The sequence below is a fragment of the Campylobacter concisus genome (assembly GCF_003048555.1).
Classification (GTDB): Bacteria; Campylobacterota; Campylobacteria; order Campylobacterales; family Campylobacteraceae; genus Campylobacter_A; species Campylobacter_A concisus_AO.
In genome coordinates this window covers 13,291-23,219 of sequence record NZ_PIRR01000018.1, presented here as the reverse complement: position 1 = coordinate 23,219, position 9,929 = coordinate 13,291, and the positions used below count along the sequence as shown (strand labels likewise).

The window sequence follows — 9,929 nt, the reverse complement described above, 5'->3', positions numbered from 1 at the left end:
CTCTATTATTTTGAATAAAGCTCTACTATAAATCTTTCCTCAACAGGAATGATAACCTCTTCTCTTTCTGGATTTCTAGTGAAAATTCCAAATTTTTTCTCTTTTTCAACATCTACCCAAGCAACAATACCAGTTTGTGCTGTAAGATCTATCGCACGAACAATTTGTGGATTGTTTTTAGATTTTTCAACAATCTCTACTTTTGCACCTGGCTCAACTCTGTAAGATGGTATATCTACTCTTTTGCCATTTACTAAAATATGTCCATGGGTTACTAGCTGGCGAGCAAAACGACGAGTTGTTGCAAAGCCCATTCTATAAACAACATTATCTAATCTTTGCTCTAATAGTTGAACCAAAAGAGCACCAGTATTGCCCTCACGGCGGGCTGCTTCTTGAAACAATCTTCTAAATTGTTTTTCTGAAACACCGTACATGAATTTGGCTTTTTGTTTCTCACGAAGTTGTAAGCCGTATTCGCTTATTTTTGCTCTTCTTTGTCCATGTTGTCCTGGTGCATAAGGTCTTTTTTCAAAAGCACTTTTACCAGCAAGTCTTCTTTCGCCTTTTAACGCAAGAGACACACCAAGACGCCTTTCTAATTTTTCAACAGGTCCTGTATATCTAGCCATAATAATTTCTCCTATTTTTCTCTAATTATACGCGGCGGCGTTTTGGCGGTCTACAACCATTGTGTGGTAAAGGTGTAATGTCTTTAAAGAAAGATACCTTAATTCCTTCAACAGTTCCTACACTTTTAACAGCCGTTTCACGTCCGCTACCTGGACCTTGAACCTTAATACCAACTTCTTTTATACCATGCTCTTTTGCTTTATTTAGAGCATCTTCAACTGCCTGTTGAGCTGCATAAGGAGTTGATTTTTTACTACCTTTAAAGCCTAAGCCACCTGCACTACTCCATGCAATAGCATTTCCCATTTCATCAGTTACAGTTACCATAGTATTGTTAAATGTTGCACTGATATAAACGATACCTTTGGCTATACTTTTTCTAACTACCTTTTTCTTAACTATTTTTCTTTTTGCCATTTATTATCCTTTAACCCTTGCCTTACTTAGTGGCCGCACCGACAGTTTTACGTCTGCCTTTTCTGGTTCTAGCATTAGTTTTAGTCTTTTGACCACGAACAGGAAGACCTTTTCTGTGGCGAAGACCTCTATAACTTCCAAGATCCATAAGAGCTTTGATATCCATAGCAACTTGTTTTCTCAAGTCACCCTCAACGACGTGATGCTCTTGAATTTCTTTACGGATAGCTGCTGCTTCATCTTCACTAAGCTCGTAAACTCTCTTATCGTAAGAAATTCCAGCTGCGTCAAGAATTTGACGAGATTTGTAAAGACCTATACCATATATATAAGTCAAACCATACTCTATTCTCTTTTTGTTTGGTAAATCTACACCTGCAATACGTGCCATGCCTTATCCTTGTCTTTGTTTATGTTTTGGATTTTCGCAGATAACACGAATTATGCCACTACGTTTGACAATTTTACATTTGTCACACATCTTCTTTACAGAAGGACGAACTTTCATTTTAGTCTCCTAAAAATTTATTCCACTTTTTTAGGGGCTGCATCAGGTCTAAAGAAAGAATTTAAACCAACTATTTTCAAAATAAGTGGGGAACTTTGAAAATAATTCTTCATACAGCTTTTCGCAAAGCTTGGATTTTATCCAAAACCAGCTTTAAATTTACTTAGCATATTTGCCAAGAGGCTAAATTTACTTATATCTATAAGTAATCCTGCCCTTATCTAGGCTATATGGCGTAAGTTCTACTTTTACGCGGTCGCCAGGCATTATTTTTATATAATGCATTCTCATTTTTCCGGCGATATGACATAAAATTATATGTTTGTTGTCAAGCTCAACTTTAAAAGTTGCATTTGGTAGTGCTTCAACAACATTTCCATCAATCTCAATGACATCGTCTTTTGCCACAAACTCTCCTTTCTTTAAATTTTTGCTATAAATTTTACGCTTGACTTAAAATTTCAGCTTTACCATTAACTATCGCCATGCAATGCTCATAATGGCTAGTTCTCAAACCATCTTTTGAGGTTACTTTCCAATTATCGCTTCCTAAAACTGGTGTGCCGTCTTTTTGGCAGATCATTGGCTCTATACAAAATACCATTCCCTCTTTTATCTTTGGTCCAGCTTTTGGGTTGTTTCCATCAAGGTAGTTTGGAATTTCTGGCTCTTCGTGTGGCCTTTTGCCTATGCCGTGACCACAATACCCACGTAAAGGTACATAACCTCTACCAAGAATAAATTTCTCAAGCTCGTAGCAGATTTCTTTAAAATGCATACCAGCTCTTATATAGTCAATCGCAAAATATAGCGCATCTTTTGAGCAAGCGATCAAAGCCTCATCTTCTTTTGAAATTTTACCAACTCCAAATGTCCTAGCCGAGTCACCAAAATAACCATCTAAATTTGAGCCGATATCAACGCTAACGATATCGCCCTCTTTTAGCTTGTACTCATTTGGGATTCCGTGGATCACCACTTCATTGACACTTATGCAAGCCGCATTCGGAAAGCCATAAAGACCTTTAAAAGCAGGTTTCGCCCCAGCAGCCCTTATCATATCTTCACAAATTTTATCTATCTCAAGAAGTGAAATTCCAGGTTTTATGATCGTAGAAACGTGATCAAGAGTTCGAGCGACGATCTTGTTCGCCGCTCTCATTTTCTCTATCTCAGCTGGTCTTTTTAGCGTGATAGCCATTTTATAGACCTACTGCACTTAGAGTTTGGTATTTGTTTGTATAAGACTGAGCTTCTATACGCCTCATCGTATCAAGTGCTACTGAAACAACGATAAGCACTGATGTACCACCAAAATAAAATGGAACACCCATAGTCTTTACAAGTACCCAAGGCAGTGTTGAAATGATACCCAAGTATAAAGCACCGCCCAAAGTTAGCCTACCAGCTACTTCATTTAGATAGTTAGCTGTACTCTCACCTGGTCTAACACCTGGAATAAATCCGCCTTGTTTCTTTAAATTTTCACTTATATCTTTTGTGTTAAACACGATTGATGCGTAGAAAAACGCAAAGAAGATGATAAATAAAAATGTTAAAACGTTAAACATATAGCCATTTGGACTCAAAAAGTCATTGATAGCTTGGATGATCGGATTTGTACTAGCCTGTAAAATAGTACTAGGAAACATCAAAATCGCACTAGCAAATATCGGTGGAATAACACCGCTTAAATTTACTTTGATCGGTATATAGTTCATTATACGTTTGTTTTGATTTTCCATTATCACTTTTCTTGAGTAAGAAATAGGGATACGCCTTTCACCCATCTCAACAAATATAATAGCACCGATGGTGGCTAAGATGATCGCTAAAATAGCGATGACTGTTAGGAAATTCATTTCAGAAGTGTTTACTAAATTTATAGTCCCACCGATCGCACTAGGTATACCAGAGACGATACCAGCAAAGATGATAAGACTTATACCATTGCCTATACCGCGCTGTGTGATCTGCTCACCTATCCACATAAGTAGCATAGTTCCAGTTAGCATAGATACAGCAGAGATCGCGATAAATAAATTTATATCTATCATGATAGCTTGTTCGCCACCGCGTCCACTTAAACTTTGAAGTCCGATAGAAACACCGATTGATTGCACAAGAGTGATAACAATGGTTGCATAACGTATGATTTGCATGTACTTTTGCATACCGTCACGCTCTTTTTTCATCTGACCTAATTTCGGAAATGTTGCTGCTAAAAGCTCCATGATGATCGAAGCTGTAATATAAGGCATGATACCTAGAGAGATAATGCTTAAACGCTCAGCAGCCTTACCACTAAACATATTAAATAAGCCCAAGGCATTGCTATTGTTTGAATTGAAGAATTCTTTAATTACGTCGACATTAACACCAGGAACTGGCACATAAGCCAGTATCCTGTATGCGAACAAAAATGCCAACGTGATTAAAATCTTGTTGGTCAGTGTTTTATCCATTATTTTGTTCCGCTAACGCTAACGTTCTCGTCTTTGATCTTAGAAGCAAGAGCTTTTGCGCTTGCACCAATTAGTTTTATCTTAGTAACGCTCTTTGAAATTTTATGAACGCTAGCTATTGTTGCTATTGAAATTTCAGCAAGCTCTTTTATAGCTGCAATTTTCTCGACATTAATAACATAAGGTTTTTCAAATTTAGAAGTAAAACCTACCTTTGGAAGACGTCTTTGAAGTGGTTGCTGTCCGCCCTCAAAACCTCTTTTCTCATTGTAGCCTTTTCTTGCTCTTTGACCTTTGTTACCTTTGCCAGCAGTTTTGCCATTGCCACTGCCTTGACCACGACCTATTCTTTTAGTTGCATGAGTTGAACCTGCAGCAGGTGTTAATTTTTCTAATGCCATCTTAACTCCTTTCTCTTAGCTTTTTAGCAAACTAAGTGCTTTTATAGTAGCACGAACGACGTTTGCTGAGTTGTTTGAGCCAAGTGATTTAGTAAGGATATCCTTAATACCTGCAAGCTCGATAATAGGACGTGCACTACCGCCAGCGATAACACCAGTACCCTCGCTAGCTGGGCGAAGCAGCATTCTACTTGCGTTGTATTTTACCTCTACATCGTGAGGAATAGTTGTGCCTTTGATCTTAACGTGAATAATATTTTTAAATGCGTCGTCAATCGCTTTTCTCATCGCATCTGGTACCTCTTTAGCTTTACCATAACCAAAGCCAACTAGACCATTTCTATTACCAACAACAACTAAAGCTGTAAATCTAAATCTACGACCACCTTTAACAACCTTTGTAACCCGACCGATATCGACGATTACTTCTTCAAATTCTTCTCTATTATATTTTTCCATCGATTTTCCTTTGGGTTATAGCTTGATGCCATTTTCTCTTAAAGCTTCAGCAAATGCTGCGATAACGCCATGGTATAAATAACCATTTCTATCAAAAACTGCAACATCTATCTTCTTAGCTTTTAAAGCCTTAGCAAATTCTTTAGCTAAAGTGACCGCACCTTCTTTATTTGCTTTTATGCCTATTTTTCTACCATCTACTGCTGCTAGTGTAGTAGCCGTAACGTCATCAATTGCTTGAACATAAAGAGTTCTGTTTGATTTGAAAATAGAAACTCTTGGACAAGTTGCAACACCAGAAATTTTACCTCTGATTCTTCTTTTTCTCTTAATTCTAAGAGCGATTTTTCTTTTTAGTACTTTTGCTGTCATTTACCGCTCCTTACTTCTTAGATGTCTTGCCCGCTTTGCGGATGATGCGTTCTTCTAGATATTTAACGCCTTTGCCTTTGTATGGCTCAGGTGGTCTAAATCCTCTAACTTGAGCAGCCACTTGACCTACTACTTGTTTGTCATCGCCTTTGATAGTAATAACGTTTTTCTCAACACTAGCTTCAACGCCTGCTGGTAGCTCATAGTTGATAAGGTGTGAAAAACCAAGAGAAAGCTCTAAAATTTTACCTTTTGCAGCTGCTTTGTAACCAACGCCATTGATCTCAAGCTGGCGAGTAAATCCCGCAGTGATACCAGTTACGATGTTATTAGCAAGTGCTCTATATGTTCCCCAGTAAGCTCTACTTTGGCGATCTTCGCCTTTTGGAGCAAAAACTATATGACCATTTTCTATCTTGACATCAACATGACCTTTTGTGTCAAGCTCTTTTATATGATTGCCCTTTTTAAATTTTAGGACATTATTTTCAACGCTAACGTCTACACCACTTGGGATAGCGATAGGCTGTTTTCCAATACGTGACATTTTTTTCCTTTACTTGTCTAGGGTGTTCCTACATTTACGAATAAACACCACAATGCCGTAAATTTTATCGTCAAATTTGACGAAACCTTCATTGAATTTCTAAATTTAGCTTTGGCAAAATCTAAAATTTTACCAAGCTAAAAAATTTAACCTTAAAATTATAAGGTTAAATAGCGTTTAATGCAGTTTATTACCAAACTGTACAAAGAACTTCGCCGCCAACGCCAGCTTTACTTGCTTCAATACCGCTCATAACGCCTTTGCTTGTGCTAACGATAACTGTTCCGTAACCATTTTTAAAACGCTTAATGTCGTCTTTGCCTTGATAAACACGACGACCAGGTTTTGAAACCCTTTTAAGCTCGTTTATAACGCTTCTGCCGTACTCATCATACTTTAAAACTACATTTATAAATTTCTTGTTACCTTCTTCGATAACGTTGTAGCTCTCTACATAGCCTTTTGCTGCAAGGATAGAAAGAGTAGCCTCAACAACCTTAGAATGAAGCAATTTCGCAGTTTCAAGCTTTCTCATACTTGCATTTCTAATGCGTGTTAATCCATCTGATATTAAATCGTTTAACATTTCTCTTCCTTACCAACTTGCTTTTTTAAGACCAGGTATTAGGCCTTCGTTAGCCATTTTTCTTAGGCAAACACGGCAAATTCCAAAATCTTTATAAACAGAGTGCGGACGACCGCAAATTTGGCATCTAGTATAGCCGCGAACCGCAAATTTTGGCTTGCGTGCAGCTTTTGCTATCATTGATTTCTTTGCCATTTTACTTTCCTTTTGCAAACGGCACACCAAATAGCTCTAGCAATTTGAATGCCTCTTTATCATTTTTAGCCGTAGTAGCAATCGTAATATTCATACCATGAGTTCGTAAAATTTTATCATACTCAACCTCTGGAAACATTAGCTGCTCGCTAAGACCGAAGTTATAGTTTCCACGTCCATCAAAGCCATTTTTTGGAAGACCACGGAAATCTTTAACTCTTGGGAGAGCAACGCTGATTAGCTTATCTAAGAAAGCATACATTTGCTCTTTTCTCAAAGTTACTTTGATACCAACAGGGAAACCTTCGCGAACTTTAAAGCCAGCAACTGATTTTTTAGCATCAGTGATAACTGCTTTTTGTCCAGCGATAAGTGAAATGGTATCAGCCATATTTTGAAGCACTTTCTGATCTTTAGCAGAGTCTCCAGCGCCTACACTGATCACGATCTTCTCGAGCGCAGGGATAAGCATTGGATTTTTGATGTCAAATTCTTTTACGAGAGCTGGCTTGATAGTTTCGTTAAATTTATCTTTTAATCTACTCATATCTCTTATCCTTCAACTTTCGCGACGTTTGATATGTCAATTGGCATCTCTTTATTTACGTGACCACCATTTGGAGTTTTTTCGCTTGGTTTGATAGCTTTTTTAGCTATTTTGCATCCCTCAACTATAACCTGACCTTTTTTTGCAAGAACTGTTAAAATTTTACCAGTTTTGCCTTTATCGTCACCAGCGATGATCTTTACAGTATCGCCTTTTTTGACTTTAAATTTTACATTAGCCATTATAAAACCTCCGGAGCTAGCGAAACAATTTTCATAAAGTTAGCATATCTAACTTCACGTCCAACTGGTCCAAAAATACGAGTGCCGACTGGCTCTTTTTTGCTATCAAGTATAACAGCTGCATTCTCGTCAAAGCGGATTAGCGAACCATTATCTCTTTGAACCTCTTTTTTAGTTCTTACAACAACAGCTTTTACAACCTGCCCTTTTTTGATCTTACCATTTGGAAGAGCTTTTTTAACAGAGCAAACTATGATATCGCCAAGTGTAGCGTATCTTCTTTTGCTGCCGCCAAGAACTTTTATACACATTAACTCTTTTGCACCACTATTATCAGCAACTGCAAGTCTTGTAAAACTTTGAATCATTACTCAACTCCCTTTGCCAATACAGCTTTTAAGCGAAAATTTTTGCGAGCTGAAAGTGGTCTGCACTCGATCGCAACAACCGTATCGCCTGCTCTTGTCTCATTTTTCTCATCGTGAACTAAATATTTTTTAAAGCGTTTTACAAATTTATGGTATCTTGGATGCATAACGCGTCTTTCTACCAAAATAGTAGCTGTTTTATCTCCAGCTTTTTGTAAAACAACACCTTGAATTTCTCTTTTTAATGCCATTTTACGCCCCTTGTCTTGTTGCACTAATTGCAGTGTTGATCTGAGCTATCTCTTTGCGAACAGCACTAATCTCATTAGGGTTGCTTAACTGCATAGTTTTTAGCTTTTGTCTTAAAGTAAATAAAAGCACCTTTTTCTCTTTTAGCAACGCGTTTAATTCTGCAACGCTCTTATCTTTTAACTCAGTATATTTCATTTTCACTCTCTCGCGTTACAAATTTTGATTTGAAAGGAAGTTTGTGTAAAGCCAAAGTTAGAGCTTCACGAGCTAGCTCTTCGCTAACACCAGCCATTTCAAATATTATACGACCAGGTTTGATATTCATAACCCACTCTTCAACTCCAGCCTTACCTTTACCCATACGAGTTTGTAGAGGTTTTTTAGTAAGTGGCTTATCAGGGAAAACCCTAATCCAAATTTTAGCCTGTCTTTTTACATGACGAGTTAGAGCTTGACGAGCAGCTTCTATTTGGCGAGAATTTATTCTACCAGCTTCAACAGCTTTAAGTGCAAATTCGCCAGTTGCTAAAGATGCTCCACGAGTCGCATAACCACGGTTGCGACCTTTCATTTGCTTACGAAATTTCGTTCTTTTAGGCATCAACATAATTATTTACCTCTTCTTGCTCTACGTGTTTTCTTAGGCGCCTCTTCTTCAGTTTTCTCAGGCTGAACACCTTTTTGAAGAACCTCACCTTTAAAAATCCATACTTTAATACCTATGTTTCCATAAGTCGTATGAGCCTCAGCTACACCGTAATCTATCTTTGCTCTAAGAGTATGAAGCGGAACGCGACCTTCTAGATACCACTCGGTTCTTGCCATCTCAGCGCCACCTAAACGACCAGCAACTGAAATTTTGATACCTTTAGCACCTGATTTTTGAGCGCCTTGGATAACTTTTTTCATAGCACGTCTAAATGCGACACGCTTTTCAAGTTGCATAGCTACGTTTTCAGCAGCAAGTTGAGCTGAAGCTTGAGCTTTTCTTTCTTCTTTGATATTTACATTTACTTCTTTGCCGATAAGTTTGCTAACTTCGTTCTTTAGGTTTTCAACATCTTGACCTTTTTTGCCAATGATGATACCAGGACGAGCTGCAACTACGGTTACACGAAGTTTTTTAGCCGTTCTTTCGATTAGAATTTGGCTAATTCCTGCATAGTAAAGTTTTTTCTTTAAAAATGCACGAATTTTGTAATCTTCACCGATATTTTCAGGAAGACTTTGTTTGGTTGGAAACCATCTAGATTCCCAGTTGCGGTTAATTCCTAGTCTAAGACCTATTGGATTTACTTTTTGTCCCATATTATGCTTCCTTCTTTTCAGGTTTAGATACTTCTACCATTACATGAGAAGTAGGTTTGCGAATTTTGCTCGCTGTTCCTCTTGCTCTTGGTCTAAATCTCTTTAATACAGGACCAGCGTCAACGCGGCAACTAGTTACTACAACCTCTTCTGGCTCAAATCCGCCATTTGCTACTGCTGAGCTAATAGCGTTTGCTATAAATTTAGCACCACGATTTGGCATAAATTGCAAGCTTGCAAGTGCTAGCTCAGCATTCATACCTTGAACTTCTCTTGCTATAAGTCTTGCTTTTGTAGGAGAAAGTCTTACGAATTTTATAATTGCTTTACTCATATTATCTCCCCTTACTTGCCGATTTTCTTTTGCACTGAGCCTTTGTGACCCTTAAATGTGCGTGTTGGAGCAAATTCGCCAAGTTTATAGCCTATATGATTTTCTGTAACATATACAGGAATAAAGCTCTTGCCATTATGAACGTTAAATGTTAGTCCAATCATTTCAGGTACAATCGTGCTACGTCTTGACCAAGTCTTGATTGGTTTGTTATCGTTTGCATTTTTTGCGGCAATAACTTTTTTCATTACATGATCATCTACGAAAGGACCTTTTTTGAGTGATCTTGCCATCT

The 9,929-nt window shown here is 37.8% G+C and carries 22 protein-coding genes; all 22 read right to left on the bottom strand.

What is annotated here, in order from left to right:
- Positions 1 to 5: 5 nt before the first annotated feature.
- The 22 genes from rpsD to rpsS all read right to left on the bottom strand — a co-directional run bounded on the left by rpsD (position 6) and on the right by rpsS (position 9,927).
- Positions 6 to 632: a 30S ribosomal protein S4 gene (gene rpsD, locus CVS92_RS04765; RefSeq protein WP_054197275.1), complete on the bottom strand. Its 627-nt coding sequence runs from the start codon at positions 630 to 632 to the stop codon at positions 6 to 8.
- Positions 633 to 657: 25 nt separating this feature from the next.
- Entirely contained in the window at positions 658 to 1,050 is a 393-nt protein-coding gene (rpsK, locus tag CVS92_RS04760; protein ID WP_021091081.1) for a 30S ribosomal protein S11, read from the bottom strand.
- A gap of 22 nt (positions 1,051 to 1,072) precedes the next feature.
- Complete coding sequence (gene rpsM / locus CVS92_RS04755; RefSeq protein ID WP_012140556.1) at positions 1,073 to 1,441, bottom strand: 30S ribosomal protein S13; 369 nt, start codon at positions 1,439 to 1,441, stop codon at positions 1,073 to 1,075.
- A 3-nt stretch (positions 1,442 to 1,444) separates the two neighbouring features.
- Positions 1,445 to 1,558: a 50S ribosomal protein L36 gene (gene rpmJ / locus CVS92_RS04750; protein ID WP_002941545.1), complete on the bottom strand. Its 114-nt coding sequence runs from the start codon at positions 1,556 to 1,558 to the stop codon at positions 1,445 to 1,447.
- A 189-nt stretch (positions 1,559 to 1,747) separates the two neighbouring features.
- Complete coding sequence (gene infA, locus CVS92_RS04745; RefSeq protein WP_002848031.1) at positions 1,748 to 1,966, bottom strand: translation initiation factor IF-1; 219 nt, start codon at positions 1,964 to 1,966, stop codon at positions 1,748 to 1,750.
- Positions 1,967 to 2,000: 34 nt separating this feature from the next.
- A complete protein-coding gene (gene map / locus CVS92_RS04740) occupies positions 2,001 to 2,759 on the bottom strand; it encodes a type I methionyl aminopeptidase (protein ID WP_107788690.1) in 759 nt (252 codons plus the stop codon).
- A gap of 1 nt (position 2,760) precedes the next feature.
- Positions 2,761 to 4,023 (bottom strand): preprotein translocase subunit SecY, encoded by a 1,263-nt coding sequence (gene secY, locus CVS92_RS04735; protein ID WP_107788689.1) that lies wholly within the window; start codon positions 4,021 to 4,023, stop codon positions 2,761 to 2,763.
- A complete protein-coding gene (gene rplO / locus CVS92_RS04730) occupies positions 4,023 to 4,424 on the bottom strand; it encodes a 50S ribosomal protein L15 (RefSeq protein ID WP_021089212.1) in 402 nt (133 codons plus the stop codon). Before rplO ends, secY begins: the two co-directional genes overlap by 1 nt.
- Positions 4,425 to 4,439: 15 nt before the next feature.
- Entirely contained in the window at positions 4,440 to 4,883 is a 444-nt protein-coding gene (gene rpsE / locus CVS92_RS04725; RefSeq protein WP_002941646.1) for a 30S ribosomal protein S5, read from the bottom strand.
- A gap of 15 nt (positions 4,884 to 4,898) precedes the next feature.
- On the bottom strand, positions 4,899 to 5,255 hold the full coding sequence (rplR, locus tag CVS92_RS04720; RefSeq protein ID WP_021091120.1) for a 50S ribosomal protein L18: 357 nt from the start codon (positions 5,253 to 5,255) through the stop codon (positions 4,899 to 4,901).
- A gap of 10 nt (positions 5,256 to 5,265) precedes the next feature.
- Positions 5,266 to 5,802 (bottom strand): 50S ribosomal protein L6, encoded by a 537-nt coding sequence (gene rplF, locus CVS92_RS04715; RefSeq protein ID WP_021091127.1) that lies wholly within the window; start codon positions 5,800 to 5,802, stop codon positions 5,266 to 5,268.
- 190 nt (positions 5,803 to 5,992) lie between these two features.
- Positions 5,993 to 6,388: a 30S ribosomal protein S8 gene (gene rpsH / locus CVS92_RS04710; protein ID WP_021091129.1), complete on the bottom strand. Its 396-nt coding sequence runs from the start codon at positions 6,386 to 6,388 to the stop codon at positions 5,993 to 5,995.
- Positions 6,389 to 6,397: 9 nt separating this feature from the next.
- Complete coding sequence (locus CVS92_RS04705) at positions 6,398 to 6,583, bottom strand: type Z 30S ribosomal protein S14 (protein ID WP_002941532.1); 186 nt, start codon at positions 6,581 to 6,583, stop codon at positions 6,398 to 6,400.
- A 1-nt stretch (position 6,584) separates the two neighbouring features.
- The gene (rplE, locus tag CVS92_RS04700; protein WP_002941643.1) at positions 6,585 to 7,130 is read right to left on the bottom strand and encodes a 50S ribosomal protein L5; all 546 of its coding nucleotides are present in this window, start codon (positions 7,128 to 7,130) and stop codon (positions 6,585 to 6,587) included.
- Positions 7,131 to 7,135: 5 nt separating this feature from the next.
- On the bottom strand, positions 7,136 to 7,372 hold the full coding sequence (gene rplX, locus CVS92_RS04695) for a 50S ribosomal protein L24 (RefSeq protein WP_107788688.1): 237 nt from the start codon (positions 7,370 to 7,372) through the stop codon (positions 7,136 to 7,138).
- Positions 7,372 to 7,740, bottom strand: coding sequence for a 50S ribosomal protein L14 (gene rplN, locus CVS92_RS04690; protein WP_021091075.1), 369 nt, complete (start codon positions 7,738 to 7,740; stop codon positions 7,372 to 7,374). Before rplN ends, rplX begins: the two co-directional genes overlap by 1 nt.
- The gene (rpsQ, locus tag CVS92_RS04685) at positions 7,740 to 7,991 is read right to left on the bottom strand and encodes a 30S ribosomal protein S17 (protein ID WP_021091107.1); all 252 of its coding nucleotides are present in this window, start codon (positions 7,989 to 7,991) and stop codon (positions 7,740 to 7,742) included. The genes rplN and rpsQ overlap by 1 nt, the downstream gene beginning before the upstream one ends.
- 1 nt (position 7,992) lies before the next feature.
- The gene (gene rpmC / locus CVS92_RS04680) at positions 7,993 to 8,187 is read right to left on the bottom strand and encodes a 50S ribosomal protein L29 (RefSeq protein WP_002941625.1); all 195 of its coding nucleotides are present in this window, start codon (positions 8,185 to 8,187) and stop codon (positions 7,993 to 7,995) included.
- A complete protein-coding gene (rplP, locus tag CVS92_RS04675; RefSeq protein ID WP_021091116.1) occupies positions 8,174 to 8,599 on the bottom strand; it encodes a 50S ribosomal protein L16 in 426 nt (141 codons plus the stop codon). The genes rpmC and rplP overlap by 14 nt, the downstream gene beginning before the upstream one ends.
- A gap of 2 nt (positions 8,600 to 8,601) precedes the next feature.
- Positions 8,602 to 9,300 carry a 30S ribosomal protein S3 gene (rpsC, locus tag CVS92_RS04670; protein WP_002941650.1) on the bottom strand — a complete coding sequence of 233 codons (699 nt, stop codon included), beginning with the start codon at positions 9,298 to 9,300 and terminating at the stop codon, positions 8,602 to 8,604.
- Position 9,301: 1 nt separating this feature from the next.
- Entirely contained in the window at positions 9,302 to 9,634 is a 333-nt protein-coding gene (gene rplV, locus CVS92_RS04665) for a 50S ribosomal protein L22 (protein ID WP_009295259.1), read from the bottom strand.
- A gap of 11 nt (positions 9,635 to 9,645) precedes the next feature.
- Positions 9,646 to 9,927, bottom strand: a complete 282-nt coding sequence (gene rpsS / locus CVS92_RS04660) for a 30S ribosomal protein S19 (RefSeq protein ID WP_002941639.1) — start codon at positions 9,925 to 9,927, stop codon at positions 9,646 to 9,648.
- Positions 9,928 to 9,929 lie beyond the last annotated feature (2 nt).

What these genes read in the sequence shown, in the direction of transcription:
- rpmJ (WP_002941545.1), bottom strand. Translation starts at nt 1,558, where the DNA reads ATGAAAGTTCGTCCTTCTGTAAAGAAGATGTGTGACAAATGTAAAATT.
- rpsK (WP_021091081.1), bottom strand. Translation starts at nt 1,050, where the DNA reads ATGGCAAAAAGAAAAATAGTTAAGAAAAAGGTAGTTAGAAAAAGTATA.
- rpsS (WP_002941639.1), bottom strand. Translation starts at nt 9,927, where the DNA reads ATGGCAAGATCACTCAAAAAAGGTCCTTTCGTAGATGATCATGTAATG.
- map (WP_107788690.1), bottom strand. Translation starts at nt 2,759, where the DNA reads ATGGCTATCACGCTAAAAAGACCAGCTGAGATAGAGAAAATGAGAGCG.
- secY (WP_107788689.1), bottom strand. Translation starts at nt 4,023, where the DNA reads ATGGATAAAACACTGACCAACAAGATTTTAATCACGTTGGCATTTTTG.
- rplV (WP_009295259.1), bottom strand. Translation starts at nt 9,634, where the DNA reads ATGAGTAAAGCAATTATAAAATTCGTAAGACTTTCTCCTACAAAAGCA.
- CVS92_RS04705 (WP_002941532.1), bottom strand. Translation starts at nt 6,583, where the DNA reads ATGGCAAAGAAATCAATGATAGCAAAAGCTGCACGCAAGCCAAAATTT.
- rplO (WP_021089212.1), bottom strand. Translation starts at nt 4,424, where the DNA reads ATGGCATTAGAAAAATTAACACCTGCTGCAGGTTCAACTCATGCAACT.
- rplN (WP_021091075.1), bottom strand. Translation starts at nt 7,740, where the DNA reads ATGATTCAAAGTTTTACAAGACTTGCAGTTGCTGATAATAGTGGTGCA.
- rpsQ (WP_021091107.1), bottom strand. Translation starts at nt 7,991, where the DNA reads ATGGCATTAAAAAGAGAAATTCAAGGTGTTGTTTTACAAAAAGCTGGA.
- rplE (WP_002941643.1), bottom strand. Translation starts at nt 7,130, where the DNA reads ATGAGTAGATTAAAAGATAAATTTAACGAAACTATCAAGCCAGCTCTC.
- rplF (WP_021091127.1), bottom strand. Translation starts at nt 5,802, where the DNA reads ATGTCACGTATTGGAAAACAGCCTATCGCTATCCCAAGTGGTGTAGAC.
- rpsH (WP_021091129.1), bottom strand. Translation starts at nt 6,388, where the DNA reads ATGTTAAACGATTTAATATCAGATGGATTAACACGCATTAGAAATGCA.
- rpsM (WP_012140556.1), bottom strand. Translation starts at nt 1,441, where the DNA reads ATGGCACGTATTGCAGGTGTAGATTTACCAAACAAAAAGAGAATAGAG.
- rplX (WP_107788688.1), bottom strand. Translation starts at nt 7,372, where the DNA reads ATGGCTAATGTAAAATTTAAAGTCAAAAAAGGCGATACTGTAAAGATC.
- rpsD (WP_054197275.1), bottom strand. Translation starts at nt 632, where the DNA reads ATGGCTAGATATACAGGACCTGTTGAAAAATTAGAAAGGCGTCTTGGT.
- rpmC (WP_002941625.1), bottom strand. Translation starts at nt 8,187, where the DNA reads ATGAAATATACTGAGTTAAAAGATAAGAGCGTTGCAGAATTAAACGCG.
- rpsC (WP_002941650.1), bottom strand. Translation starts at nt 9,300, where the DNA reads ATGGGACAAAAAGTAAATCCAATAGGTCTTAGACTAGGAATTAACCGC.
- rplR (WP_021091120.1), bottom strand. Translation starts at nt 5,255, where the DNA reads ATGACAGCAAAAGTACTAAAAAGAAAAATCGCTCTTAGAATTAAGAGA.
- rplP (WP_021091116.1), bottom strand. Translation starts at nt 8,599, where the DNA reads ATGTTGATGCCTAAAAGAACGAAATTTCGTAAGCAAATGAAAGGTCGC.
- rpsE (WP_002941646.1), bottom strand. Translation starts at nt 4,883, where the DNA reads ATGGAAAAATATAATAGAGAAGAATTTGAAGAAGTAATCGTCGATATC.